Source organism: Rhodoferax sp., from assembly GCF_030653815.1.
Taxonomy (GTDB): Bacteria; Pseudomonadota; Gammaproteobacteria; order Burkholderiales; family Burkholderiaceae_C; genus Rhodoferax.
Genome location: NZ_JAURYQ010000014.1, coordinates 147844 through 174560 on the forward strand (window position 1 = coordinate 147844; position 26717 = coordinate 174560).

Here is a 26717-nt window from a genome sequence, read left to right on the forward strand (position 1 = left end):
AGATGAGTCCAAAGATACTGGTGGCTGACGACGAGCCCAACATCGTGATTTCGCTGGAGTACCTGCTCAAGCGCGAAGGCTATAACGTGGTGATTGCACGTGACGGCCAGGAGGCGGTGGACGCCATCGTCCGGGAACAGCCCGACCTGGTGCTGCTCGATGTGATGATGCCCAAAAAGACCGGCTTCGAGGTGTGCCAGGAAATCCGCGCCATCGAGTCGGTGCAGGGCACCAAGATTCTCATGCTGACCGCCAAGGGGCGTGACACCGATGTGGCGAAGGGGCTGGCGCTGGGGGCCGATGCCTACATGACCAAACCCTTCGCCACCCGTGAACTGGTGCAGAAGGTGGCCGAGATGCTGGGATCCGCAACATGAACCGACCCAAGATCGACCGCCGCCTGCTGCTGGCGATTGCCGTCATCGGCCTGGCCACGGTGGTCTGGCTGTTGCTCACGATCGGCCTGATTGCGTCGACCCTGGAGCCCGAACAACGTGCTTTGCTGGCGGACCAACTGGCGCCCCGCTTCGTGTTGATTGGCCTGACCTGGATTTTTGGCCTGGTGGTGATCGGCTCGACCCTGCGCTGGCTGTTCCGGCGTTATGCCAGTGCGCCGGGGCGATTGCTGGAGCAGACCCAGGTGCTGCTGGCGGCGCCGCAAGCCGCGCCCATGAACCACCAGGGCACCACCGAGACCCAGGCGCTGGCCGAAGTGATTTTTCAGCTGGCGACCCAGCGCGACAGCTTGCGCGCCGACGTGGCCAGCCAGATTGCCCAGGCCAGCCTGAGCGTGCAACAGGAAAAAAACCGGCTGGCTGCGCTGATGTCCGAGCTCACCCAGAGCGTGGTGGTGTGCAATCTGGACGGCCGCATCATTTTGTACAACAACCGTGCCCGCCTGCAGTTCAAGACGCTCTCGGTGGCGCCCACGCTGGCGGGTGGCGCCGAACTGGTGGGCATCGGGCGCTCCATTTATGCGGTGTTCGATCGGCAGCTGGTGGCGCACGCTTTGGAGAGCATCCAGCAGCGCATCAGCCGCGGTGCCGGCAGTCCGTCGGCCCAATTTGTCACCACCACGCAAGCGGGCCAGTTGCTCAAGGTGCAAATGGCGCCGGTGCGCAGTGTCGATGCCACCGGGGGGGCCACCGAGATCAGTGGCTTTGTGCTGATGCTCGACAACGTGACCCGGGCGTTTGAAGAGGAGCATTTGCGCGACCAGTTGCTGCACGGCCTGACCGAGGGCAGCCGCTCTTCGCTGGCCAACATTCAGGCGGCGGTCGAGATGCTGGCTTACCCTGACCTGGAGGCGCCCATGCGCGAGCGCTTTCTGGCCGTGGTGCGCGAAGAAGTCAGCAGCATGAGCACGCGCATCAACACCATGACGCAACAGGCCACGCAAGGCCTCAAGGCGCGCTGGCCGATGGAGGAAATGCTGGGTGCCGACGTGCTGCTGGCCTGCCAGCGCCGCATCGAGGTGCGCAGCCAACGCCCGGTCACGCTGGAAAACCTGGACGCCAGTGTCTGGCTCAAAGTCGACAGTTTCAGTTTGACGCAGGCGCTGGATTACCTGGCGCTGCGCCTGGTCGACGAGTTCGACATCAAGTTTTTCCGCTTGCGCCTGCAGGCCAACGGCAACCGGGCCCAGCTTGACCTGATCTGGACCGGCCAGGCCATGAGCACCGAGACCGTCATGAGTTGGGAGATGGACAGCATGCGTTTTGGTGCCGAGAGCACGCCGCTCACCGTGCGCGATGTCATCGAGCGCCATGGCGGCGAGATGTGGTTTGAACGGGAGCGCGTGCGCCACGAGGCGTTTTTCAGATTTTTGTTGCCCATGGCGAGTGTGCAGGAGCAACTGGAAGCCACACAGATTTTGCACAACGACAGCCGGCCCGAGTTCTACGATTTCGACCTGTTTCAGACCACCGACCAGAGCAGCGCGCTTGAGGATCGCCTGCTGGGTGAGCTGTCGTTCACCGTGTTTGACACCGAGACCACCGGGCTGAATCCGTCCGAGGGCGACCAGATCATCCAGATCGGCGCGGCGCGCATTGTCAATGGCAAACTGTTGCGGCAGGAAAGTTTTGAGCAACTGGTCAACCCCGGGCGCCTGATTCCGGCGGCCACGGTGCCGATTCACGGCATCACGCAGGACATGGTCAGGGGCAAGCCCCCCATCACCGAAGTGCTGCCGGCCTTCTACACCTTTGCCCAGGATACCGTGCTGGTGGCGCACAACGCCGCTTTTGACATGAAGTTCCTGCAACTGCAGGAGCGCCACACCGGCCTGGTGTTCAACCACCCGGTGCTCGACACCTTGCTGCTGTCGGCGGTGGTGCATCCGAACCAGGAGTCGCACCGCCTGGAGGCGATTGCCGAGCGCTTCAACATCACCGTGCTGGGGCGCCACACCGCTTTGGGCGATGCCATCGTGACCGCTGAAGTCTGGTTGCGCCTGCTGCCCCTGCTACAGGCGATGGGCATCACCACCCTGCGCCAGGCCAGGGTGGCTGCGCAAAAGACCTATTACGCGCGGCTGAAATACTGACGACTAGAACCGGCCGCCGGCGTAGCGCTGGCCCAGCACGCCCTGCAGGGTTTGCACCACGCTGAAAGCCTCCTTGAGGTGGCTGCGCTCGAAGTTGCTGAGTTCTTCCAGTGCCAGAAAGTTGTCAGGTGCCTGGCCCTGTGCCATTTGCCGCGCCTGGTGGGCAATACGCAATTTGCCTAAAAATTCCAGCGCGCCGCGCAGGTCGCGCGCGCTTTGCTCGGTCACTTCGCCGGCCTGGGCCGAGACCTCTAGCCGGTCATGGGTGTTGGCTACGGTGACGCCAGCGGCCAGCGCATAGACCCGCGCGAGGTCGACAATGGGCACGATGCCGGTATGTTTGAGGTCGATGGTGTGCGGGTTGTCGCCGCCCTTGATCAGCGTGATCTGGCCAAACATGCCCAGCGGTGGCCGGTGCTTGAGGGCGTTACTGACCATGTGCGCCAGAAACAGGCTGTTGCCCTTGGTGTGTTGCACCACCTGCTGGCGCAGGCCATCGAGCAACGCGGCTTGGCCGTGGATGGCGCGCAGGTCGAAAAATACGCAGGTCAACATCAAGGACTTGGGCTTGGGACTGTCGACCCACTTGCGGAAGTACTCCGCCCAGACCCGCCGCGGCTGGCGCCAGATGTCGGTCATGGCCATCATCTCGCCCGGGCAGTGGATGTAGCCGCACTCGGCCAGGCCGTCACAGACGAATTTGCTGAAAGTCTTGAAGTAGGCGCCGTGCGCTGCTTCGTCGAACGCATCGTCCAGGATCAGGCAGTTGTCCTGGTCGGACTTGGCGGTCTGCTCATTGCGCGCCTGGCTGCCGGCGGCGACCCACACGTAATCCACTGGGGCCGGACCCAGTTGCGCTTCGGCCAGGTGAATCAGCCGAATCGTGATGGCGTCGGTGATGGCGGTGATGATGTGGCCGGTGCTGTAGGCGCTGGCGTCGGCCGCGGCCAGGTGTTGTTGCAGTTGGCGCACCCGGGTGCTGATGCTTTTCAGGCCATCAAGTGAGCTTTGTTTGTAGATGTCGCCGGCCAGGTAGACCGCCGAGGTACTGTGCTGCTCGGTCAAGTCGGTGGCCGTGATCATGCCCAGAATGTCGCCGCCTTCCATCACCGGGATGTGGTGGATGTTGTGGCGCGCCATCAGCAGCAGGGCCTCAAAAGCCGGGCTGTTGGCGCTGACCGTCATGGGCGCGAGCGTTGCAATGTCGGAAACCGGGCGGCTGATGTCCAGGTCGAGGGCCACCACACGGTTGCGCAGGTCACGGTCGGTGACCAGGCCAAACAGCAGGCCTTGTTCGACCAGCAGCACCGAGGACACTCGCCGGTCGCGCATCAGCACGGCGGTCGCCTGGATCGAGGTATCGGGGGCCACGGTGATGGGTGGGCGTTTGATCAGGCTGCGAATGGGCGTTCCCAGCAGGTTCAGTGCATTGCTGGATTCGCTGACCGGCGGTGCCGGCACCGCCGGTGGCTGATGCGCTGGCTGCAGTGAGGGCAGGAAAAACGCCAGTTGGGGATGTTTGGTGCACAGTTGTGCCAGTACGTCAGCCGCTAGCCAGGCCACTTCGCAATCGGCGGCAGCCACGGCCTGCCAGGTCGCCAGTTGGGGTGCTGGCGTGACGCCAAAGCCGAACAGGTTGCCGACTTCAAGTTGAACCGACAGGTTCAGGTCCGGATCGCTCAAGCGCACGGTGCCGCTCAGGATCAGGCCCAGCTGGTCTGGCAGGCGGCCTTGCGCCGCCAGTGTGGCCCCCGCCGTGGCGTTGGCCAGCGTGAATTGGCCCGCCAAGGTGTCACGACTTTTGGCACTGAGCTGGGAAAAAACCCGCTGCTGGGACAATTGGCTGATGAGCAGGGGCGGGTGCTTGGGCGTGGAGGGCATGACAGATCACTCAAGGTTGTGAGGGCGTAGCATACGATTTTCGGCTATATTTTGATGTAAAAACAGCAGCTTTTCGCTGTTGCACAGGGCCTCACTGTAACGTCAGGGCAAGCGTTTGTGCCGGTTTTTGAGCAAGGCGGCCAGCCCGATGCTGGCCGCGGTCAGCAACAGGGCCGGAAAACCGAGTTCGAGCGAGACGTCAAGCATGGCCCCGGAGACGCTGGACGCTATCAGCCCGCCCAGGGTGTAGGTGAGCACCAGCACGGCCGTGGCGTTGACCAGTGTCATGCCTTTTTCGCGCGAGCCAATGTCGACCATGGCCAGCGTGTAGAGGGCGCCGCCCGAGGCGCCCCAAATGGCCACCATGGGCCAGATCAGCCACGGTGCGTGACCGACCCAGGGGCTGGCGCAAGCCGACAGAAAAATCAATGCGGCACACACGGCCATCAGGGTGCGCCGGCCCTGAGCGGGGGAATCAAAGCGGTCGGCCAGCATGCCCGCAGGCAGTGCCGCCAGCGTGCCGCCCATGCCACTGACCGACACCAGCAGTGCCGCCGTGCTGGCGCCCAGACCCAGCGTGAGCCCGTACAGTGGCAGGATGGAGGCCAGGCCCAGTTCGAAAAAACCGCCCAGAAACCCGGCCAGCATGATCACCGGATGGGCGCGCACGGCGCGCCAGAGTCCAGCCAGGCCGATGCTTGCGGTATGGCGGTCAGGGTCTGGCGGCAGCGGGGGAATGAGCGCGGTCCAGGCCAGGCCAATGGCCAGCAGGGCGATCACCAGCCAGAGGGCGTGGCTGTTGTCGGGACCCACCCAGGCCAGCAGCGCCGGACCGATCACAAAGGTGAGGCCGACCATGGTGGCATAGGCGCCAATGTAGCGGCCGATCTTGCCGGGGGGTGCAAATTCGGCAATGAAAGCTTCCGCCAGCACCCAGCGCAGCCCGCCCGCCACACCGGCCATCAGCTCGAGCGCAAACCAGACCCACAGCACATCGGTGAGCAAAAAGCCCAGCGCTGCGACCATCGGCAAGGTGGAGGCCAGCCACATGGTGGGCCGCCGCCCCAGGGTGTGGGTGATGACCGAGGCAAAGGGCGTGATGACGAAAATGCCGAGCCAGGTGGTGGCGGCAAACAACCCGGCCACGGTGGTGGAAACCTGGGCTTGCTTGAGCAGCAACAACAGCAACGGCGACAGCATGAAGATGCCCGACAGCTGGAACAGCGTTGAGCCGAAAACGCTCAGCAAACCTTGTCGCAAGGTTTATCCCGCCGATTGCAGCGCCAGCCCGGCGTGCTCGCGCAGCGGGTGGAAGTGGATTTTGGGAAAGCGCTCCTGCGCCAGGCGCACGTCGTAGGGGCTGGTGCACAGGTAGGCCAGGGTGTCGGCTGCGTCGCGCGCCATGCGTTGCGGGTAGGCGTAGACAAAGTCCTTCAATTCCCCGGGCGAGTCGGCGGTGATCCAGCGCGCACCGGTGTACTGGCTGCCCTCCAGCCGCACATCGGCATCGTATTCGCCCTTGAGGCGGTGCTGCACCACCTCGAACTGCAGCTGGCCGATGGCGCCGAGCAGCATGTTGCCGCCCATCTCGGGCTTGAACACCTGGATCGCGCCTTCTTCACCCAACTGCGCCAGCCCTTGCTGCAACTGTTTGGTGCGCAACGGGTTTTTCAGCACCACGGTCATGAACATCTCGGGCGCAAAAAACGGCAGGCCGGTGAACAGCAGGTTGACCGAGCCGTCGGTGATGGTGTCGCCCAGCTGCACGCCGCCGTGGGTGGTAAAGCCGACGATGTCGCCGGCGTAGGCTTCCTGCACGGCTTCGCGGCGCTGGCTCATGAAGGTCACCACGCTGGTTGGGCGCAGCTCCTTGGCCGTGCGCATCACCTTGAGTTTCATGCCGGGGGTGTATTTGCCCGAGGCGATTCGCACAAACGCGATGCGGTCGCGGTGGTTGGCGTCCATGTTGGCCTGCACCTTGAACACCACGCCTGAGAAAGCATCGTCTTCGGGCTGCACCTGCTTGATGACCGGCTGCTTGTTGACCACGAACGAGCTGGTGCGTGGACCCGGCGAGGGCGCCAGGTCGACCAGCGCCTCGAGCACTTCCATGACACCGAAGTTGTTGACACCCGAGCCAAAGAACACCGGGGTCTGTTTGCCCGCCAAAAAGGCTTCGCGGTCGAACTCGGGACTGGCGCCGGTGGCCAGTTCCATGCTTTCCAGGGCGGTGTCCCATTCATGGCCGAAGCGTTTCTGCAAGGCCGCCGGGTCGCTCAAAGGCATGGACTCGAAGTCATGCGGCAGGCGCTCGCTGCCCGACTCGAACACCGTCATGGCTTGCGTGCGCAGGTTGATGATGCCGCCGAAGGTCTTGCCCTGGCCCACCGGCCAGGTCATGGGCACGCAGGGCATGCCGAGCTCGCGCTCGACCTCGTCCAGGATGTCGAGCGGGTCGCGCACCTCGCGGTCCATCTTGTTGATGAAGGTGATGATGGGGGTGTCGCGCTGGCGGCAGACCTCGATCAGCCGGCGGGTCTGTGACTCGACGCCGTTGGCCGCGTCGATCACCATCAGTGCCGAGTCCACGGCCGTGAGCACGCGGTAGGTGTCCTCGGAGAAGTCCTTGTGGCCCGGGGTGTCGAGCAGGTTGATGACGTGGTCGCGGTAGACCATCTGCATGACCGAACTGGCCACCGAGATGCCGCGCTGTTTCTCGATTTCCATCCAGTCGCTGGTGGCATGGCGCGTGGCCTTGCGCGCTTTCACCGAGCCGGCAATCTGGATCGCACCCGAGAACAGCAACAGTTTTTCGGTCAGCGTGGTCTTACCCGCGTCGGGGTGCGAGATGATGGCAAAGGTGCGGCGGCGGCGGGTTTCAAAAGCGTAGGTCACTGGGAGTTCTCAAGTCTGGGGTTGACGCAGGCCCGTTTGGCCTTGCCTGCGCGGCCGATCTGGACCGGGCCGGGTGTGGCCAGGGCGGGCGATTCAACCAAGGGGGGATGGCGCTATTTTAAAGGGCGTGCGGCGTCGGTTTACGGCCCCAATTGGTGCTAAATTCAAGTGGTCACAGTTGCAGCAGGTGTTTCTCATCATGGCTATCCAGACAATCCCAACTCAGCCCTTTGCCGGGCAGCGTCCCGGTACTTCAGGTTTACGAAAGAAAGTGACGGCGTTCACCCAGTCGCACTACCTGGAAAATTTTGTCCAGACGCTGCTGGACGTGCTCAATGCCTCGGGTCCCGACGGCCAGGCCTTGACAGGCCAGACACTGGTGCTGGGGGGCGATGGCCGGTTTTACAACCGCACGGCGGTGCAAACCATCCTGAAACTGGCGGCTGCCAACGGTGTGGCGCGTGTGCTGTTGGGGCGCGGCGGCATTTTGTCGACGCCGGCAGTCAGTGCCGTGATTCGCCGCCGCCAGGCTTTCGGCGGCATTGTGCTGTCGGCCAGTCACAACCCCGGCGGACCTGATGGCGACTTTGGCATCAAGTACAACGCCGGCAACGGTGGCCCGGCCAATGAAGCCCTGACCGAAGCGGTTTATGCCCGCACCCAGGTTTTGCGCGAGCTGCGCATCAGTGATGTCCCGGACGTCGACATTGATCGCTTGGGCCTGCAGCAAATCGAGCAAATGCAGGTGGACGTGATCGACCCGGTAGCGGATTACGCCGCGGTGATGCGTGTGCTGTTCGACTTTGACCTGCTGCGCACCATGTTCAAGCGCGGTTTCAGGGTACGCGTGGATGCCATGAACGCCGTGGGTGGCCCTTATGCCCGGGCGATTCTGGAAGGCGAACTGGGCGCGCCGGCAGGTACCGTGGTCAATGCCGAGCCACTGGAAGACTTTGGCGGCCTGCACCCGGATCCGAACCCGGTCAACGCCGAGGACCTGATTGCCCACATGCAGCGGCCCGATGCGCCCGACTTTGGCGCCGCCATGGACGGTGACGCCGACCGCAACATGGTGGTGGGCCGCAACTTTGTGGTCACACCTTCCGACAGTCTGGCCCTGATGACGGCGCACGCCAGGCTGATTCCGGGCTACAAAGATGGCTTGCTCGGCGTGGCGCGCTCCATGCCGACCTCGGCGGCGGTGGACCGGGTGGCCAAAGTCATGGGCTTGCCTTGCTTCGAGACGCCCACCGGTTGGAAGTTTTTTGGCAACTTGCTCGATGCCGGGCGCGTGAGCCTGTGTGGCGAGGAAAGCTACGGCACCGGCTCCAGCCATGTGCGCGAAAAGGACGGCTTGTGGGCAATCTTGTTCTGGCTCAGCCTGCAGGGCGCGACCGGGCGCTCGGTCGAGTCGCTGGTGCGCGAGCATTGGCGCATTTACGGCCGCAACTACTACACCCGGCACGATTACGAGGGCATTGCGGTGGACGTGGCCCAGGCGCTGATGCAGGATTTGCGCGCCGCCCTGCCTGCCCTGCCCGGACGCCAGTTCGGCACACGTCGGTTGGTGTTGGCCGATGACTTTGCCTACACCGACCCGGTGGATGGCTCGGTCTCGGGCCAGCAAGGTATCCGGCTGATTTTTGATGATGGCGCGCGCGTCATTTTCAGGCTGTCCGGTACCGGCACCGAAGGCGCCACGCTGCGGCTGTACCTGGAACGTTATGAAGCCGACTCGGCAAAGCAGGACCAGCCCGTGCAACCCGCGCTGGCTGAACTGGCGGCGGTGGCCGAGCAGGTGGCCGGCATCAGCGGCCGCACCGGCATGGCCGGCCCGACGGTGGCAACCTGAGTGCAGCGGCAGATTGGGAGCAGGGTGATTTCGCCCCCATCAGTGTCAACAAGAACAAGCAACAAGGAGTCTTTCATGGTGCATTTTGAAAAACGATCCCCCGAAACCCACCAACTGGTGCGGCACACGGTGGCCTTGATCCTGGCGGGTGGGCGCGGCTCCAGGCTCAAGCAATTGACCGACACGCGTGCCAAGCCGGCGGTCTACTTTGGTGGCAAGTTCCGCATCATCGACTTTGCACTGTCCAACTGCCTGAATTCGGGGATTCGGCGCATGGCGGTGGTGACCCAGTACAAGTCGCACTCGCTGATGCGCCATTTGCAGCGGGGTTGGAGTTTTCTGCGGGCCGAGCTCAATGAGATGGTGGACATCCTGCCGGCCCAGCAGCGCGCTGGCGAGGAGCATTGGTACCGCGGGACTGCCGACGCCATCTTCCAGAACATGGACATCATCCGCTCCAGCAAGCCGGAGTACGTTGTCATCCTGGCGGGTGACCACGTGTACAAGATGGACTACTCGATCATGCTGAAGGACCATGTGGCCAATGGCGCCGGCTGCACGGTGGGCTGTATCGAGGTGCCACGCACCGAGGCCAGTGCGTTTGGGGTGATGGCCATTGATGCGGCGCGCCAGATCACCGCCTTCATCGAGAAACCGGCCGACCCGCCACCGATGCCGGGCAATGACACGGTGTCGCTGGCCAGCATGGGCATTTACATTTTCAATGCGGATTACCTCTACGACTTGCTCGACGCCGACCTGGCCAATGCGCAGTCCGAGCACGACTTCGGCAAGAACGTGATTCCCCAGGCGGTGGCTGACGGCAGGGCCATCGCCCATCCGTTCGGTCTGTCCTGTGTCTCGCGGGTGAAGGATGTCGAGCCCTACTGGCGCGATGTCGGCACCATCGACGCGTTTTGGTCAGCCAACCTGGACTTGGCCTCGACCGTGCCCGAACTCGACATCTATGACACTGATTGGCCGATCTGGACTTACCAGCGCCAGCTGCCGCCAGCCAAGTTCGTGCCGGACAAGGATGGCAACCATGGCGTCTATGCCAACACCGTGATGTCGGGGGGCTGCATTGTGTCCGGCTCCAACGTGGCGCACTCGGTGTTGTTTTCTGAAGTGCGGGTGCATTCGGACTGCCTGATTGACGAGGCCGTGGTGTTGCCTAATGTGACCATCAACCGCCATTGCCGCCTGCGCAAAGTGGTCATCGACCGCGGCTGTGTGATTCCCGAGGGCACGGTGGTGGGAGAAGATGCGGTCCTGGATGCCCAGCGCTTTGATCGCAGCGAAGGTGGCGTGGTCTTGATCACCCGTGAGATGTTGGCCCGGCTGAAGTAAAGAAAGATGTCGATGAACGTGTTGCAGGTCAGTGCCGAGATTTTTCCCTTGCTCAAAACCGGTGGCCTGGCAGACGTTGCCGGCGCCTTGCCTGCGGCCTTGAATGCGGCGGGTTGCGAGGTGCGCGTATTGCTGCCGGGCTTCGCGCCCATCCTGGCCGACCTGCAAGCCGGAGAGATGCTGGCCGAGTTGACGGCGCCCTGGGGTGAGCGCGTGGCGCTGCGCCACGGTGTGCTGGCCAGTCTGGGTGTGCGCGCCTATGTGATCGACGCACCCCATCTTTATGTGCGCGCCGGCACCCCTTACGAAGACGTGCAGCGCCAGCCCTACCATGACAACCACCTGCGTTTTGCGCTGCTGGGTTGGGTGGCGGCGAAACTGGCATGCGGACTTGACCCCTCTTGGCAGCCTGCCGTGGTGAACAGCCATGACTGGCACGCCGCGCTGACCTCAGCTTACCTTGCGTTCGGGCCGGTCCAGGGCCGCCGTGTGGCCAGTGTGTACACCGTGCACAACCTGGCCTACCAGGGTGTTTTTGCGCCGATCCATTTCTTTGACCTGGGGCTGCCCACGCATGCATTTTCGGTGAACGGGCTGGAGTTTCATGGCCAGTTGTCGTTCATGAAGGCGGGGCTTTATTTTGCCGACCACATCACCACGGTGAGCCCAACCTACGCGCGGGAAATCCAGACCCCGGCGCAGGGCTGTGGGCTTGACGGCCTGCTGCGTTCCCGTGCCCACGACCTCAGCGGCATTCTCAACGCGGTGGACGAGGCGGTCTGGAACCCCGCCCTTGACGCCGCGATTCCGTACGGTTTTGATGCACAAAAGACCGCGGGCAAGGCGCGCTGCAAGGCCGCCTTGCAGCAAGAGCTGGGTCTGGCGCCAGAGCCCGATGCGCCGCTGTTTGGTGTGGTGAGCCGCCTGACCGAACAAAAGGGGCTGCACCTGGTGCTGGCAGTGCTCGATGCGCTGATTGCCCGCGGTGGCCAACTGGTGGTGTTGGGTGCTGGGGATGCTGCCTTCGAGGCGGCGTTCAAGGCGCGCGCTTTTTCCTACCCGCAAGCGGTGTCGGTGCGCATCGGCTATGACGAAGCCTATGCCCACCGGGTGTTTGCGGCGACCGATGTGACGCTGGTGCCGTCGCGCTTTGAACCCTGCGGCCTGACGCAAATGTACGGTCTGAAATACGGCAGCTTGCCGCTGGTGCACCGTGTCGGCGGACTGGCCGACACGGTGGTGGATTGCGCGCTGGAAAATCTGGCCGATGGCTCGGCCAACGGTTTCGTGTTTGACGAATTCACGCCGGAGGCGCTGGACCGTGCCGTGCGCCGCGCCCTGGCGCTGTATGCCCGCAAAAGCGAATGGCGCGCCGTGCGCCAGCGCGCCATGCAGCAGCCGCTGGGCTGGGACAAGGCGGCCGCGCAGTATGTGGCGCTGTACAGGCGCCTGCTCGCTTGAGCGGGTCGGGCACTGATTTTTCTTACTTTCTGGAGCTTTTGACGCATGGCTGACTCATGGATGGTGCAGCGTGCTGCTGGCGTGGTGTTGCACCCGACCTCTTTGCCCGGGCCGCATGGTGTGGGCGATCTGGGGCCGAATGCCTATTTCTTCATAGACTGGCTGCACAGCGCGGGTCAGGCCTTGTGGCAGACCTTGCCGCTCGGGCCGGTCGGGTCGGGCGACTCACCCTACATGGGCAGTTCCGCCTTTGCTGGTAATCCCTTGCTGGTGGCCTTGGAGCCTCTGGTGCAGCGCGGTTGGCTGGCGGGGTCAAGTGTGGCTGCCGATTGGGACTCCGCGCGGGTGGACTATGCGGCCGTGACGCCCTGGCGCATGCAACGCCTGCGTGAGGCTTTTGCCGGGTTCGAGCAGCAGGCCACAGTTGAGGAGCGGGCCGAATTGACTGCCTGGGTGTTGAGTGAGCAGGCCTGGCTGCTTGATTACACCCTGTTCATGGCACTGGATCAGGCGCACAGCCCGGCACTTTGGCCCGATTGGCCGCCCGCGCTGGCCCAGCGTGACTCTGCCGCATTGGCCATGGCGCGGGCCAGTCATGCGCAGGAGATTGCCTTTTGGTGTTTTGTGCAGTGGCAGTTCGAGCTGCAATGGCAGGCGGTCAAAAGCTATGCCCACAGCAAGGGTGTGCGCCTGGTCGGTGACCTGCCGATCTTTGTGGCGCACCACAGCGCCGATTGTTGGGCGCGGCCTGATTTGTACCTGTTGGATGCCTCAGGCCGACCGCGTGTGGTGGCGGGTGTGCCACCTGATTTCTTTTCAAACACCGGTCAGCGCTGGGGCAACCCGCTGTACAACTGGGACGCCATGGCGCAGGACGGTTACCGTTGGTGGATCGAGCGGGTGCGCCGACAGCTGCATCTGGCCGACCTGGTGCGCATAGACCATTTTCGTGGTTTTGTCGATTACTGGGAAATTCCCGCCGACGAGCCCACCGCGATCAAAGGCGGCTGGCGACTGGGGCCGGGCATGGCCTTGTTCGATGCCCTGGAACACGCCCTGGGTGACTTGCCCATCATTGCGGAAGACTTGGGCATCATCACGGCTGAAGTCAATGCCTTGCGCGAGCGCACCGGGTTCCCGGGCATGCGGGTGCTGCAATTTGCGTTTTCGGGCGATGCGGGCAACGCTTTCCTGCCGCACAACTTCGAGCCCAACACGGTGGTCTATACCGGCACCCATGACAATGACACGGCACCCGGCTGGTGGGCCAATTGCAGTGCCTATGAGCGCGCTTTTGCCGCGCACTATCTCGGCGTCGACGGCCATGAGGCGCATTGGGCCATGGTGCGCGCGGCGTCTTTTTCGGTGGCACGCCTGTCGCTGTGCCAGTTTCAGGACGTGCTGGGCCTGGGCAGCCCGCACCGCATGAACACACCGGGTACCTTGGGTTGCTGGACTTGGCGCTTCAGCTGGGACTGGGTGGGGCCCGACCTGGCGCAGCGCTTGGCGAACATCACGGCCGCCAGTGGTCGCACCGGATTCAATCGGCTGAAGTTATAGCCGGGTTCGCACTTTTCTGCAGCAGCATCATGCTGTGCGCCGGGACCGGAAAAGAGACGCCGCCCACGCTCCGGGCCTGGCTTTGACCACGCGCTTGGCTGGTGTCCAGCAGCGCTTGCCATTCGCCAGGTGGCAGCATAAAGTTCTCACGCCGGGCACCGGCATTGAACAGCAGCAGCAGGGGTGTCGCGCTGCGCCCGGGTTTGCCAATGAGACAAACCAGGCTGCGGTCCGTGGCATGGTGCCAGGCCTCGTGTTGCAGCGTCGTGCCGTCGGCGTTCCACCAGGACACGTCATAGAGCCCATTGCCATCGGCAATGCCGCTGTACCATTTGTTGGCGAAGGGTTGCAGTTGGTGGCGCAACGCCACCAGATGCTGGGTGAACGCCAGCAGGTCCGTGTTGGTCGCCGACCAGTCGATCCAGGTGGTGGCGTTGTCCTGGCAGTAGGGGTTGTTGTTGCCGCCTTGGGTGTGGCCCAGCTCGTCGCCGGCGCACAGCATGGGTGTGCCCTGGGCCAGCAGCGTGTTGGCCAGCAGCGCGCGCTGCAAGCGCTCGCGCAGGGTCACAACCATGGGGTCGTCGCTGGGGCCCTCGACGCCACAGTTGAAACTCAGGTTGTCGTTGTGGCCGTCGCGATTGTCCTCGCCGTTGGCCTCGTTGTGGCGCTGGTTATAGCTGACGAGGTCCAGCAGGGTGAAGCCGTCATGGGACACCACGTAGTTCACCGACTTGGCTGGCGCACGACGACGCTCCTGGTAAAGGTCGGACGAGCCACACAGGCGCATGGCAAAGTCGCCGCGCGTGCAGCCCGCGGGCATCTCTTCGCCAGCGGCGGCGCCCTGCACCCAAAACCGGCGCGTGCAGTCCCGGAATTTATCGTTCCACTCCAGCCAGCCGCGTGGAAACCCGCCCACCTGGTAGCCGCCGGGCCCGGTGTCCCAGGGTTCGGCAATCATCTTGACGCGCGACAGCACCGGGTCTTGCGCCATGGCGACAAAAAAGGCGGCTTGGGCACTGAAGCCGGTGTCGGTGCGGCCCAACACGGGAGCCAGATCAAAGCGGAAGCCGTCGACATGCATGTCCTCGACCCAATAACGCAAACTGTCCATCACCAGTTGCAGTACCTTGGGCTGACGCAGGTTCAGGGTGTTGCCACAGCCACTGTAGTTTTCATAGCGACTGGGATCATCGGGCGGCAAGCGGTAATAACTGGCGTTGTCGAGTCCGCGGAAACTCAGCGTCGGGCCGGTCTCGTCGGCTTCGGCGGTGTGGTTGTAAACCACATCCAGAATGACTTCGAGCCCGGCCTGGTGCAGAGCACGCACCATGGTGCGGAACTCGTCGCGCGCCGCCTTGCCGTCGCCCGCGCTGGCCAGTTGCGGGTTGACACAGAAAAAACCAAGGGTGTTGTAAGCCCAGTAGTTGCTGAGCCCCTGCCTGACCAGGCGCTCTTCGCTGAGGCTGTAGTGCACTGGCAACAGGCTGACGGCAGTCACGCCCAGACCCTTGAGGTGGCTGATCGAGGCAGGGTGGGCCAGCCCGGCGTAGCTGCCGCGCCGTTCAGGTGGGATCAAGGGGTTGAGCTTGGAAAAACCCTTGACGTGGCATTCGTACAACACGGTGTCGGTCAGGGTGATGCTCGGGGGGCTGTCATCGCCCCAGTCAAACTGGTCATGGATGACGCGGGCCTTGAGCGCCAGGGCGGCGTTGTCGTGGCTGAGCTTGTGCCCCGGGTAATGCCGGTCCGGCGTGAAGTGCTCATCGCGCCATTCAAAGTGGCCGACGATCTCGCGCGCATAGGGGTCGAGCAGCAGTTTGCTGGCGTCAAAACGGTAGCCCTTGTCGGGCCACCAGGGGCCATGGGCGCGCAGGCCGTAGACCAGGCCGGGTTGCGCCCCTGGCAGGTAGCCATGCCAAACATCGACGGTATGGCATGGCAAGGGCAGGCGTGCCAGTTCGTGCTGGCCATCGGCGTCGAACAGGCAAAGATCCATGGCCTGGGCATGGGTTGAAAACACGGCGAAATTCACCCCGTGGCCATCGAAGTGGGCCCCCATGGGCCAGGGGTGGCCGGCTTGCAGCGGCTGAGGTGTCAGGCGGTCCATTCGAAAAATACCGTGGCGAGTGGGGGCAGCGTCAGCAGGACGGAATGTGGTTTGCCATGGCAGGGCAAGGCTTCGGTGTTGGCTGCACCTAAAGGCGTGCCCACATTGCTGCCACCGTAATGGGCGGAGTCGGTGTTGAGCACCTCGCGGTAGCAGCCAGGCTGAGGCACGCCCAGTCGATAGCCTTGCCAGACCTGCGGCGTGAAGTTGCACACCACCACTGTGAAGGTGTCGGCATCATGCCCGTGGCGCACAAAGCTCAGCACCGAGTGCGCGGCGTCACTGTGGTCAATCCACTCGAAGCCCGCCGGCACAAAGTCCTGCTGGTACAGCGCGGGGCTGGCGCGGTACAGCGTGTTGAGGTCGCGTACCAGGCTTTGCACGCCGGCATGCGCTGGATCGTTGAGTAAATGCCAGTCCAGGCTCTGGTCGTGATTCCATTCGCGTTCCTGGGCAAACTCGCAGCCCATGAACAGCAGTTTTTTACCGGGGTGGCCAAACATGTAGCCCAGGAAAGCGCGCACATTGGCCAATTGTTGCCAGCGGTCGCCTGGCATTTTGGTCAAGAGCGAGCCCTTGCCGTGCACCACTTCGTCGTGCGAGATCGGCAGCACAAAATTTTCATTGAAGGCGTAGACCAGGCCGAACGTCATTTCGCCCTGATGGTGCTGGCGGTAGATCGGGTCGCGCGCCATGTAAGCCAGGGTGTCATGCATCCAGCCCATGTTCCACTTGTAGTGAAAGCCCAGTCCTCCGGCATAGGTGGGGCGCGAGACCGCAGGGTAGGCGGTGGACTCTTCGGCCAGCGTGATGGCCGACGGGCATTCGACCCCCACGACTTCGTTGACGCGTTTCAGAAAGGCAATGGCTTCCAGGTTTTCGCGTCCACCAAACACGTTGGGAACCCATTCGCCGGCTTTGCGGCTGTAGTCACGGTAAAGCATGGAGGCGACCGCATCGACGCGCAGGCCATCGACGCCAAAACGCTCCAGCCAATACAGGGCGTTGCCAACCAGGAAGTTGCTGACCTCGGTGCGGCCCAGGTTGTAGATCAGCGTGTTCCAGTCCTGATGGAAACCTTCGCGCGGGTCGGCGTATTCGTACAGATGGGTGCCGTCGAAATTGGCCAGCCCATGGGCATCGGACGGGAAGTGCGCCGGGACCCAGTCCAATATCAGGCCAATGCCGGCAGCATGGCAACGCTGCACCAGGCGGCCAAAACCAGAGGCATCACCAAACCGGGAGGTGGGCGCGTACAAACCAATGGGTTGGTAGCCCCAGGAACCATCAAACGGGTGTTCGCTCACCGGCATCAGTTCCAGGTGGGTGAAACCCATGTCTTGCGCGTAAGGAATCAGTGTGTCGGCCAGTTCGTCCCAGGTCAGCCAGCGGTTGCCGTCATCCGCCTTGCGCCGCCACGAGCCCAGATGCACCTCGTAAATGCTCACGGGGGCGTCCAGCCCGTTGGCCGCCAGCCGTTGCGTCGAAGGCGAGACCTTGGCCGGCAACTGGCCGACCACGCTGGCCGTGGCGGGACGAAGCTCGGCTTGCAGGGCGTACGGGTCAGAGCGCGCTGGCAAGACATCGCCGCCTTGTGTTCGGATCTCGAATTTGTAGAGTGACCCCGCGGACACGCCAGGCAAAAACAACTCCCAGACACCACATTCGCGGCGCAGGCGCATCGGGTGGCGGCGGCCGTCCCAAAAATTGAAGTCGCCCACGACGCTGACGCGCGAGGCGTTGGGCGCCCAGACGGCAAAGCGCGTGCCGGCCACGCCCAGCATCGTGCCCGGATGCGCACCCAGCACCTCGAAGGGGCGCAAATGGGTGCCTTCGCCCAAAAGCCAGACGTCCATGTCGCCCAGCACCAGGGGGAAGCGGTAGGGATCTTCCAGGGTGCTTTGCTGACCGTCGGCCCATTGCACTTGCAAGCGGTAGGTTTCTGTCGGCGCGAACTTCACCTTGCCTTCAAAAAAACCGCTGCTACGTTCCTTGAGCTGGCCCAGCTTGTGATTTTGCTCATTGACCACCGTGACCTGGGTGGCATTGGGTAAAAAACAGCGCACAGAGGCCTGACCGGCAGTCGCCGCATGAGGCCCCAACACGGAAAACGGATCGCCGTGACTGGCGTGACAAATCATTTGAATGGTGTGTTGGTGCAGCATGGCAAGCAGTTCTTCGGTAAGGCGGTGGGCCGGACGCGCTTCTCAGTGATTGTCGGGCTGGATGTGCCAGATGTCCCGAGCGTACTCGCCAATGGTACGGTCAGATGAAAACACCCCCATGCCGGCCACGTTGCGGATGGCGCGCTGGCTCCACGAGGCAGGCTGGCTGTAGAGCGCATCGACCTGCCCCTGAGTGGCCACATAAGAGGCATAGTCGGCCAGCAGCATGTAGTGGTCGCCGCCCCACACCAGCGAGTTCACCAGGGCGCGGTAACGCTCGGGTTCATCCGGGGAAAACTGGCCCTCGCCAATGGCGTCAAGAACGGCCTTGAGCGCCGGGTTGTTTTGGTAGTGGTGCAGCGGGTGGTAACCCTCGACCCGGAGCTGGCGCACCTCGGGCGTTTTCAGACCGAAGATGAAAATATTCTCATCACCGACCTGTTGCCGGATTTCAATGTTGGCGCCATCGTCCGTGCCGATGGTGAGTGCACCGTTGAGCGCCAACTTCATGTTGCCGGTGCCCGAGGCTTCGGTGCCTGCGGTGGATATTTGTTCTGACAGGTCAGCGCCGGGCATGATGATTTCAGCGACCGAGACGCCATAGTTGGGGATGAAGACCAGCTTGAGTTTGTCACCGACACGTGGGTCGTTGTTGATGGTCTGACCGATGTCGTGAATCAGGCGGATGATGGACTTGGCGGCCACATAACTTGACGCGGCCTTGCCGGCAAAAATGACGGTGCGTGGTACCCAGGGGGCGTTCGGGTTGGCCAAAATGGCCTGGTAGCGGCTGACGACATGGAGCACGTTGAGCAATTGCCGCTTGTACTCGTGAATGCGTTTGACCTGCACGTCAAACAGGCTGTCCGGGCTGACCTGAACTCCCGTGGTGGTGGCAATGTAATGCGCCAGACGCACTTTGTTGGCGCGCTTGATAACCATGAACTGCTCAATGAAGGCAGCATCGTCCAGACGGTCCTCAAGGCGTTTCAACTGAGTCAGGTCGAGCCGCCAGGCCTTGCCCAGAGTGTCGTCGAGCAGGCCGGAGAGTCCCGGGTTGGCCTGTGCCAACCAGCGTCGCGGGGTGACCCCGTTGGTCATGTTCGTGAAGCGCTCGGGCCACAAGGCTGCAAAGTCCGAAAAAATCGTGTGCACCAGCAGTTCAGAGTGCAATGCCGAGACGCCGTTGACCTGGTGGCTGCCGACCACCGACAAATGGGCCATGCGCACCCGCCGCTCGCCGACTTCATCGATCAGCGACAAGCGTTTCAGGAACTCTTGGTCGCCCGGGCGAAAGCGCGCGGCATGGTCCAGGAACTCCTTGTTGATGCGGAAAATAATTTCCAGGTGCCGCGGCAGCACATGCTGCAGCAGCGAGACCGGCCAGGTCTCCAGTGCTTCCGGCATCAGGGTGTGGTTGGTGTACGAGAATGTTTTGCCGCACAGTGCCCAAGCCCGGTCCCAGTCAAAAGCGTGTTCGTCGCACAAAATCCGCATCAACTCGGCCACGCCGATGGCAGGGTGGGTGTCGTTGAGGTGAATCGCGACGTGCTCGGCCAGGTTGTTGAGTGTGGGGTGTTCGTCAAGGTGGCGCTTGATCAGGTCCTGCATGGATGCGGCAACAAAGAAGTACTCCTGTTTGAGTCGCAACTCGCGGCCGGCCGGCGTGCTGTCATTGGGGTACAGCACCCAGGAGATGTTTTCGTATTCATTTTTGGCGCAGGCGGCACGCGCATAGTCGCCGGTGTTGAAGGCACCCAGGTCAATGTGCTCGGGTGCAACCGCTTTCCACAAGCGCAGCGTGCTGACCTTGTCGGTGCCATGACCGGGCACCACCATGTCGTAGGCTTTGGCGGCCACTTCGCCGGCGTGCTTCCAGACGGCCTTGTCGTTCACGTGGGCGACCCAGCCGCCAAAACGAACCGGGTAAGTCAGGTCTGCCCGCGGAAATTCCCAGGGCGTACCGTCCTTGAGCCAGGAGTCCGGGTGTTCCATCTGGCTGCCCTGTTGAATTTCCTGCGCGAACATGCCGTATTCATACCGAATGCCGTAACCGAACGAGGGCAGACCGAGGGTCGCCATGGAATCCAGAAAGCAGGCCGCCAGGCGACCCAGGCCGCCGTTGCCGAGGGCAGCGTCGGGTTCCTGGCTGGCAATGTCTTCAAGATTTTGCGCGTGTTGCGCCAGGCCCTCCGCGGCACCTTCGGTCAGGTTCAGCGCGGCCAGGGCGTTCGAGAGGGTGCGCCCCATCAAGAACTCCATCGACAAATAGACCACGCGACGTGCCTTTTGGCTGCGTTCCGTTTCCTGTGTGGCGACCCAGCGTTTGGAAAGTTGCGCGCGTGCCAGCTGTGCGGTCGCCAGCATCAGGTCGCTGGGAGAGGCGCGATCGGGCGCCACGCCAACGGTGTGCAGCAGGTGGGCGTTGATTTGTTCCGCAGGGCTTGCGGTGGATGGCGTGGCGGAGACGTTCAAGTGGATTCCTTGGGGCGTGGACTGATTGGGTTTGAGTTCGTATTTTGCACGTCATTGGCTTTGGTTTTTACAGCTGGGTTACTTGCAGCACTTCAAGGGTTTTGCCGCGACTCTATAATCGCGGCCATTCCGAGGAGCGTTGCAGCTCACGCAGGGGCGAAAGCTCTGCGCTGAGTGAGGCTCGGAACCCGCTTTGGCCAACGGCCTGGCGTTTCACAACGGCGCTCACCCACTGCATGTGAGGTGAGTTTTTCCCCTTGTATGTCGTGGTTCAAATCTTAATTTCTGGAGTGAACCATGAGCGCTACATCTAAAGCTGTCAAACAAAACGACTACATCATTGCCGACATCGGCCTTGCAGACTGGGGGTGTAAAGAACTGAATATCGCCGAGACCGAGATGCCGGGCCTGATGGCGATCCGTGAAGAATTCGCCAAGGAGCAGCCGCTTAAAGGCGCGCGCATCACCGGCAGTCTGCACATGACGATCCAGACCGCCGTGCTGGTCGAAACACTGCAAGCGCTGGGCGCCGACGTGCGCTGGGCCTCGTGCAATATTTTTTCGACCCAAGACCATGCTGCCGCAGCGTTGGTGGCCAATGGCACGCCGGTGTTTGCCTACAAAGGCGAGTCTTTGAGCGATTACTGGGACTACACCCACCGCATTTTCGAATTCGGTGGCAAGAAGGGCACTGCGGCCGAAGGCCCCAACATGATTTTGGACGATGGCGGCGACGCGACGCTGCTGATGCACCTGGGCACCAAGGCCGAAAAAGATGCCAGCCTGCTCGACAAACCCGCCAGTGAAGAAGAAACCTGCCTGTATGCCGCCATCAAGGCCAAGCTGGCTATCGACCCCACCTGGTACAGCCGCCGCCTGAAAAACATCATTGGCGTCACTGAAGAAACCACCACGGGTGTGCTGCGTCTGAATGAGATGTCGGCCAAGGGTGAGCTGATGCTGCGTGCCATCAACGTCAACGACTCGGTGACCAAGAGCAAGTTTGACAACCTGTACGGTTGCCGCGAGTCTTTGGTGGACGCCATCAAGCGCGCCACGGACGTGATGATTGCGGGCAAGGTGGCTGTGGTGGCTGGTTATGGTGACGTGGGCAAGGGCTCGGCCCAGGCTCTGCGCGCCCTGAGCGCCCAAGTGTGGGTGACCGAGATCGACCCGATCAATGCCCTGCAAGCGGCCATGGAAGGCTACAAAGTGGTGACGATGGAATATGCCGCTGACAAGTGCGACATCTTTGTGTCGGCCACCGGCAACAAGAACGTGATCACCTACAAGCACATGGCCGCAATGAAAGATCAGGCCATCGTTTGCAATATTGGTCACTTTGACAATGAAATCGACGTGGCATCGCTGTCCAAATGCAAGTGGGAGGAGATCAAGCCGCAGGTGGACCACGTCATCTTCCCGGCCAAGGGCAAAACGCCGGCCAAGCGCATCATCCTGCTGGCCAAGGGCCGTTTGGTGAACCTGGGCTGCGGTACCGGCCACCCCAGTTTTGTCATGAGCTCCAGCTTTGCTAACCAGACCATTGCGCAGATTGAGCTGTTCACCAAGCCCAAGAGCTACAAGGTCGGACAGGTTTACGTGTTGCCCAAGCATCTGGACGAGAAAGTGGCACGCCTGCACTTGACCAAAGTGGGTGCCCAGTTGTCCGAGCTGACCGACGAGCAAGCCGCTTACATTGGCGTCAGCAAGGCCGGCCCGTACAAAGCCGACAGCTACCGCTACTAAGTCACCCATGCGCATTGACCAACTTTTGGCACAGCGTGGCCTGGCCAGCACCCGCTCTCAGGCGCAGCGTCTGATTGCCGGCGGCGTGGAATGGCAGCAAGGTGATGCCTGGCGGCGTGTCGCCAAGAATGGCGACGACGTACCAGAGGACGCGCCAGTGCGCCTGCTCGACGATTCCGAGGCGCGCTACGTGTCACGTGGGGGTCTCAAACTGGAGGCAGCCCTGCGACATGTGGGCCTGTCTGTGAACGGTTTTCAGTGCCTTGATGTGGGGCAAAGCACGGGCGGTTTTACCGACTGCCTGCTGCAACAAGGCGCGGCTTTTGTCGTGGGTGTCGATGTGGGCAGCGCCCAGTTGCACCCGAAACTGCACGCGGACCCCCGGGTGTTGTGCGTTGAGGGTGTCAATGCGCGTGCCCTGAAGGCGTCTGACCTGGTGGCGGCTTTTGAGGACAGCACCGGAACCGATGGCCAATTTGATCGTGATGAAGCTGACGCTGATGGCGAAGCCGCTTCTGATTTTGTTCCCGAGTTTGACCTGATCGTGGCCGACCTGTCGTTCATTTCCCAGACGTTGGTGTTGCCGGCGGTGGTGCCGCTTCTCAATGCGGGTGGCACGCTGCTGACCCTGGTCAAACCCCAGTTTGAATTGCAACCGGGTCAGGTGGGCAAGGGCGGCATTGTGAAAGACGCTGAGATGTACTTTGTTGTTGAACAGCGCTTGCGTGAAGCCTGTGCCGAGTTGGGACTGAAAGTGACCGATTGGTTTGACTCGCCGATCACCGGTGGTGATGGCAATCGCGAGTTTTTCATTTGCGCGATCAAAGCCTGAATTTCCTCCCGTACCGAACCGCAAGGCGGGTGTGTCGTTGCGGACTTGATCCGTACTACATGACTTTTGACGGCGGTACTTTTTAAATATTTTTTGAAGGCGTTCGCCATGACTTCTTCCGTACGTTTTCCTGTCAGCATTGAATTTTTCCCGCCGAAAACGCCGGAAGGTGTCGAAAAGCTGCGCGTTGTGCGTCAGCAACTGTATGCGCTCAAGCCCGAGTTTTGCTCGGTGACCTTTGGTGCTGGCGGTTCCACCCAGGAGGGTACGTTCAGCACGGTGCGTGACATTTTGAGCGAAGGGATGAGTGCCGCATCGCACTTTTCCTGCATTGGCGCCACGCGCGCTGGGGTGCGCGAGCAACTGGCTACGTTGAAAGCCATGGGTGTCAAGCGTCTGGTCGCTTTGCGCGGCGACTTGCCAAGCGGCTATGGCACAGGAGGCGAGTTTCATTACGCCAGCGATCTGGTAGCCTTTATTCGCGCCGAGATGTCCGACGACTTTTACATCGAAGTGGCGGCTTACCCTGAAATTCATCCACAAGCCAAGTCAGCCGAGAGCGACCTGAAAGCGTTTGCTGCCAAGGTGCAGGCAGGTGCCAATTCGGCCATCACCCAATATTTTTACAATTCAGACGCCTACTTCAGGTTTGTCGAAGATACCGATGCGCTGGGCGTGCAGATTCCTGTGGTGCCGGGCATCATGCCGATTGCCAGCTCGTCGCAGTTGATGCGTTTCAGTGACGCCTGTGGAGCCGAAATTCCACGCTGGATCCGGCTGCGGTTGCAGGGATTCGGCGACGACACCGCGTCGATCAAGGCGTTCGGTCTGGATGTGGTGACGGATTTATGCGAGCAACTCCGGGCGGGTGGCGCACCCGGCTTGCATTTTTACAGCATGAATCAGAGTGCGGCCACGCTGGAGATCTGCCAGCGGCTGGGGCTGGCAGCATAACGGTTGATGGGTTCAGCGGCCGTAGACGTCCTCGAACCGCACGATATCGTCCTCACCCAGATAAGACCCCGACTGCACCTCAATCATCTCCAGCGCAACCCGACCCGGGTTCTCCAGCCGGTGGGTTGTGCCCAGTGGAATGAAAGTGGACTGGTTTTCTGACAGCAGGAAGATCTTTTCACCGCAGGTGACGCGGGCCGTGCCACTGACCACAATCCAGTGTTCGGCGCGATGGTGGTGCATTTGCAGCGACAGGGTGCCGCCCGGCTTGACCACGATGCGCTTGACCTGAAAACGCTCTCCAGCATCGATCCCGTCGTACCAGCCCCAGGGACGGAACACCTTGCGGTGGATGCTGCCCTCGGATCGACCCTGTGCCTTGAGCGCATCGACGATCTTTTTGACGTTCTGGGTTTTGTCCTTGTGCGAAACCAGAATGGCATCCGCTGTTTCAACGACGACCAAATCGCTGACCCCGACACAGGCGATCAAGCGGCCTTCTGACAAGGCCAGTGTGTTTTCGCAGTCCTGCAGCAGCACGTCGCCCTGCGACACGTTGCCTTGGCTGTCCTTGGGCAGCACTTGCCACAAGGCATCCCAGGCGCCGACGTCGGACCACCCCGCCTGCAAGGGCAGCACCACGCCAAGGGGCAGTGTGGCAGCGTTTGGACTTTTGGCACCGGTCAATCGCTCCATCACCGCATAGTCGATCGAGTCGCTCGGACACTCTGCAAAAGCCTCCCGACCCACGCGAACGAACTCGGCATCGGCTTTGCCTTGGTCCCAGGCGGCCTGGCAGGCCTTGAGAATGTCAGGACGGCAAACGCCCATGGCGGACAGCCACACAGAGGCGCGCATCATGAATAAACCGCTGTTCCACAAGTAACTGCCATCGGCCAGATAAGACTGCGCTGTCACCAGGTCAGGTTTTTCAACAAAGCGGGCGATCAGACGGGCGTTTGTGCCGTCTGCTGCGCCATAAGATTCTCCGGATTGGATGTAGCCGTAGCCGGTTTCCGGTGCATCAGGCTGGATGCCAAAAGTTACCACGGCACCGCTGGCTGCCAGTGTTGCGCCCTGACTCACCACTTGCTGAAATGCAGGCACATCCGTGATCACGTGGTCCGCCGGCATGACCAGCAGCACGGGATCGGCTTGGCCATGATGGACTGAAAGCGCAGCCAAGGTCAGGGCTGGCGCGGTGTTTCTCCCAAAGGGTTCAAGCACTACGGTGCCGCCTTGGCCCAGCAGCCGCAGTTGCTCGGCGATGACAAAGCGATACTCCTCGTTGCAGACGACCATGGGAGGCGACAGCTCGATCCCGGGTGTGCCCTGCACGCGACGCACTGTGGCCTGCAGAAGTGAGTCTTCCCCGATCAGGCTGAGCAATTGTTTAGGGTATTTTTCTCGCGATAGCGGCCACAGGCGCGTGCCGGAGCCGCCGGATAAAACAACGGGTTGGATCAAAACGAGTGTAGACATATGGGATGCTTTGAAAATGAAAAATCTGTGCTGAGCTGCGCCTCGTGGCCATAGAGCGGTTTCGTTGCTGTATTGGCTGGTCTCTCTGACGCGGTCAATGCGGTAGATCAGCTAAATGATCATAACGGTGAAGTGCATCGCTTGAAATGGAAGAATTAAGTGGTACCATAGCCGACTCGGATGGCAAGGACAAGACTCAATAGGTCTGCAAAAATTGCTCTTTCGAGAAGTTCTTGGCAAAATTAGGAATCTTAAAAATTTCTAAGAAAAACGCAAAAAAGGCGTGCTAGAATACAAGGCTTCGCTGATCACGGTGAAGCAAACAAGAAGCGGTGTTAAAGCTGCTTTTAGATCATTAAAAATATACAGCCGATAAGCGTGGGCGTTTGAAGGTAATTACCAAGTTCTACGGAACTTAGTCTTAATTGACTAACAAACGCTCATGAAGTAAAAAAGATGTGAAAGTCAGAGATGATATTCACGTCGATTCCAATTTATGAGTTGCTCGAAAGAGCGAAAAAAATCAAGATCGAACTATAGAGTTTGATCCTGGCTCAGATTGAACGCTGGCGGCATGCCTTACACATGCAAGTCGAACGGCAGCACGGGAGCAATCCTGGTGGCGAGTGGCGAACGGGTGAGTAATATATCGGAACGTGCCCAGTCGTGGGGGATAACGCAGCGAAAGCTGTGCTAATACCGCATACGATCTCTGGATGAAAGCGGGGGACTCAGCAATGGGCCTCGCGCGATTGGAGCGGCCGATATCAGATTAGCTAGTTGGTGGGGTAAAAGCTCACCAAGGCGACGATCTGTAGCTGGTCTGAGAGGACGACCAGCCACACTGGAACTGAGACACGGTCCAGACTCCTACGGGAGGCAGCAGTGGGGAATTTTGGACAATGGGCGCAAGCCTGATCCAGCAATGCCGCGTGCAGGATGAAGGCCTTCGGGTTGTAAACTGCTTTTGTACGGAACGAAAAGGTTCTCTTTAATAAAGAGGGCTCATGACGGTACCGTAAGAATAAGCACCGGCTAACTACGTGCCAGCAGCCGCGGTAATACGTAGGGTGCGAGCGTTAATCGGAATTACTGGGCGTAAAGCGTGCGCAGGCGGTGATGTAAGACAGATGTGAAATCCCCGGGCTCAACCTGGGACCTGCATTTGTGACTGCATCGCTAGAGTACGGTAGAGGGGGATGGAATTCCGCGTGTAGCAGTGAAATGCGTAGATATGCGGAGGAACACCGATGGCGAAGGCAATCCCCTGGACCTGTACTGACGCTCATGCACGAAAGCGTGGGGAGCAAACAGGATTAGATACCCTGGTAGTCCACGCCCTAAACGATGTCAACTGGTTGTTGGGTCTTTACTGACTCAGTAACGAAGCTAACGCGTGAAGTTGA

At 61.4% G+C, this 26717-nt stretch carries 16 protein-coding genes, 1 rRNA gene and 1 riboswitch; of the genes, 10 read left to right on the top strand and 7 right to left on the bottom strand.

What is annotated here, in order from left to right:
* Nucleotides 1–2: 2 nt before the first annotated feature.
* Both Q7U49_RS04820 and Q7U49_RS04825 read left to right on the top strand, forming a co-directional pair.
* Nucleotides 3–377, top strand: coding sequence for a response regulator transcription factor (locus Q7U49_RS04820; RefSeq protein ID WP_304762682.1), 375 nt, complete (start codon nt 3–5; stop codon nt 375–377).
* Entirely contained in the window at nt 374–2548 is a 2175-nt protein-coding gene (locus tag Q7U49_RS04825) for an exonuclease domain-containing protein (protein ID WP_304762684.1), read from the top strand. The genes Q7U49_RS04820 and Q7U49_RS04825 overlap by 4 nt, the downstream gene beginning before the upstream one ends.
* 3 nt (nt 2549–2551) lie before the next feature.
* Here Q7U49_RS04825 and Q7U49_RS04830 read toward each other — a convergent pair whose 3' ends face one another.
* The 3 genes from Q7U49_RS04830 to Q7U49_RS04840 form a co-directional block, all read right to left on the bottom strand.
* The gene (locus Q7U49_RS04830; protein WP_304762685.1) at nt 2552–4429 is read right to left on the bottom strand and encodes a putative nucleotidyltransferase substrate binding domain-containing protein; all 1878 of its coding nucleotides are present in this window, start codon (nt 4427–4429) and stop codon (nt 2552–2554) included.
* A 102-nt stretch (nt 4430–4531) separates the two neighbouring features.
* Nucleotides 4532–5689 carry an MFS transporter gene (locus Q7U49_RS04835; protein ID WP_304762686.1) on the bottom strand — a complete coding sequence of 386 codons (1158 nt, stop codon included), beginning with the start codon at nt 5687–5689 and terminating at the stop codon, nt 4532–4534.
* Nucleotides 5690–5692: 3 nt separating this feature from the next.
* On the bottom strand, nt 5693–7324 hold the full coding sequence (locus Q7U49_RS04840; RefSeq protein ID WP_304762688.1) for a peptide chain release factor 3: 1632 nt from the start codon (nt 7322–7324) through the stop codon (nt 5693–5695).
* Nucleotides 7325–7523: 199 nt separating this feature from the next.
* Between Q7U49_RS04840 and Q7U49_RS04845 the strand changes: the two genes are divergently transcribed.
* The 4 genes from Q7U49_RS04845 (at nt 7524) to malQ (ending at nt 13547) form a co-directional block, all read left to right on the top strand.
* Entirely contained in the window at nt 7524–9176 is a 1653-nt protein-coding gene (locus tag Q7U49_RS04845) for an alpha-D-glucose phosphate-specific phosphoglucomutase (protein ID WP_304762690.1), read from the top strand.
* A 75-nt stretch (nt 9177–9251) separates the two neighbouring features.
* The gene (glgC, locus tag Q7U49_RS04850; RefSeq protein ID WP_304762692.1) at nt 9252–10526 is read left to right on the top strand and encodes a glucose-1-phosphate adenylyltransferase; all 1275 of its coding nucleotides are present in this window, start codon (nt 9252–9254) and stop codon (nt 10524–10526) included.
* A gap of 12 nt (nt 10527–10538) precedes the next feature.
* Nucleotides 10539–11987, top strand: coding sequence for a glycogen synthase GlgA (gene glgA / locus Q7U49_RS04855; RefSeq protein ID WP_304762693.1), 1449 nt, complete (start codon nt 10539–10541; stop codon nt 11985–11987).
* Nucleotides 11988–12032: 45 nt separating this feature from the next.
* Entirely contained in the window at nt 12033–13547 is a 1515-nt protein-coding gene (malQ, locus tag Q7U49_RS04860) for a 4-alpha-glucanotransferase (protein WP_304762694.1), read from the top strand.
* Here the strand turns inward: malQ and glgX are convergent.
* From glgX to Q7U49_RS04875, 3 genes are read right to left on the bottom strand one after another with little or no spacing between them, the layout of a single operon-like run.
* Nucleotides 13528–15654 carry a glycogen debranching protein GlgX gene (gene glgX / locus Q7U49_RS04865; protein WP_304762695.1) on the bottom strand — a complete coding sequence of 709 codons (2127 nt, stop codon included), beginning with the start codon at nt 15652–15654 and terminating at the stop codon, nt 13528–13530. The genes malQ and glgX overlap by 20 nt on opposite strands.
* A complete protein-coding gene (glgB, locus tag Q7U49_RS04870) occupies nt 15642–17819 on the bottom strand; it encodes a 1,4-alpha-glucan branching protein GlgB (RefSeq protein ID WP_304762697.1) in 2178 nt (725 codons plus the stop codon). Before glgB ends, glgX begins: the two co-directional genes overlap by 13 nt.
* Before the next feature lie 42 nt (nt 17820–17861).
* Complete coding sequence (locus Q7U49_RS04875) at nt 17862–20294, bottom strand: glycogen/starch/alpha-glucan phosphorylase (protein WP_304762700.1); 2433 nt, start codon at nt 20292–20294, stop codon at nt 17862–17864.
* 125 nt (nt 20295–20419) lie between these two features.
* A riboswitch (S-adenosyl-L-homocysteine riboswitch) is annotated at nt 20420–20528 on the top strand.
* Between the two features lie 63 nt (nt 20529–20591).
* Between Q7U49_RS04875 and ahcY the strand changes: the two genes are divergently transcribed.
* The 3 genes from ahcY to metF all read left to right on the top strand — a co-directional run bounded on the left by ahcY (nt 20592) and on the right by metF (nt 23829).
* Complete coding sequence (gene ahcY, locus Q7U49_RS04880; RefSeq protein ID WP_304762702.1) at nt 20592–22043, top strand: adenosylhomocysteinase; 1452 nt, start codon at nt 20592–20594, stop codon at nt 22041–22043.
* 7 nt (nt 22044–22050) lie between these two features.
* Nucleotides 22051–22875 carry a TlyA family RNA methyltransferase gene (locus Q7U49_RS04885; RefSeq protein ID WP_304762703.1) on the top strand — a complete coding sequence of 275 codons (825 nt, stop codon included), beginning with the start codon at nt 22051–22053 and terminating at the stop codon, nt 22873–22875.
* A 108-nt stretch (nt 22876–22983) separates the two neighbouring features.
* Nucleotides 22984–23829 (top strand): methylenetetrahydrofolate reductase [NAD(P)H], encoded by an 846-nt coding sequence (metF, locus tag Q7U49_RS04890; protein WP_304762705.1) that lies wholly within the window; start codon nt 22984–22986, stop codon nt 23827–23829.
* Between the two features lie 12 nt (nt 23830–23841).
* Here metF and Q7U49_RS04895 read toward each other — a convergent pair whose 3' ends face one another.
* Complete coding sequence (locus Q7U49_RS04895) at nt 23842–25311, bottom strand: mannose-1-phosphate guanylyltransferase/mannose-6-phosphate isomerase (RefSeq protein WP_304762706.1); 1470 nt, start codon at nt 25309–25311, stop codon at nt 23842–23844.
* Between the two features lie 531 nt (nt 25312–25842).
* On the opposite strand from Q7U49_RS04895, the gene Q7U49_RS04900 reads away from it, so the two are divergent.
* Nucleotides 25843–26717: ribosomal RNA gene (locus tag Q7U49_RS04900) — 16S ribosomal RNA — on the top strand; the annotation flags it as partial.

What these genes read in the sequence shown, in the direction of transcription:
- glgC (WP_304762692.1), top strand. Translation starts at nt 9,252, where the DNA reads ATGGTGCATTTTGAAAAACGATCCCCCGAAACCCACCAACTGGTGCGG.
- Q7U49_RS04820 (WP_304762682.1), top strand. Translation starts at nt 3, where the DNA reads ATGAGTCCAAAGATACTGGTGGCTGACGACGAGCCCAACATCGTGATT.
- glgB (WP_304762697.1), bottom strand. Translation starts at nt 17,819, where the DNA reads ATGCTGCACCAACACACCATTCAAATGATTTGTCACGCCAGTCACGGC.
- Q7U49_RS04885 (WP_304762703.1), top strand. Translation starts at nt 22,051, where the DNA reads ATGCGCATTGACCAACTTTTGGCACAGCGTGGCCTGGCCAGCACCCGC.
- ahcY (WP_304762702.1), top strand. Translation starts at nt 20,592, where the DNA reads ATGAGCGCTACATCTAAAGCTGTCAAACAAAACGACTACATCATTGCC.
- Q7U49_RS04895 (WP_304762706.1), bottom strand. Translation starts at nt 25,311, where the DNA reads ATGTCTACACTCGTTTTGATCCAACCCGTTGTTTTATCCGGCGGCTCC.
- malQ (WP_304762694.1), top strand. Translation starts at nt 12,033, where the DNA reads ATGGCTGACTCATGGATGGTGCAGCGTGCTGCTGGCGTGGTGTTGCAC.
- Q7U49_RS04830 (WP_304762685.1), bottom strand. Translation starts at nt 4,429, where the DNA reads ATGCCCTCCACGCCCAAGCACCCGCCCCTGCTCATCAGCCAATTGTCC.
- Q7U49_RS04845 (WP_304762690.1), top strand. Translation starts at nt 7,524, where the DNA reads ATGGCTATCCAGACAATCCCAACTCAGCCCTTTGCCGGGCAGCGTCCC.
- glgX (WP_304762695.1), bottom strand. Translation starts at nt 15,654, where the DNA reads ATGGACCGCCTGACACCTCAGCCGCTGCAAGCCGGCCACCCCTGGCCC.
- glgA (WP_304762693.1), top strand. Translation starts at nt 10,539, where the DNA reads ATGAACGTGTTGCAGGTCAGTGCCGAGATTTTTCCCTTGCTCAAAACC.
- metF (WP_304762705.1), top strand. Translation starts at nt 22,984, where the DNA reads ATGACTTCTTCCGTACGTTTTCCTGTCAGCATTGAATTTTTCCCGCCG.
- Q7U49_RS04825 (WP_304762684.1), top strand. Translation starts at nt 374, where the DNA reads ATGAACCGACCCAAGATCGACCGCCGCCTGCTGCTGGCGATTGCCGTC.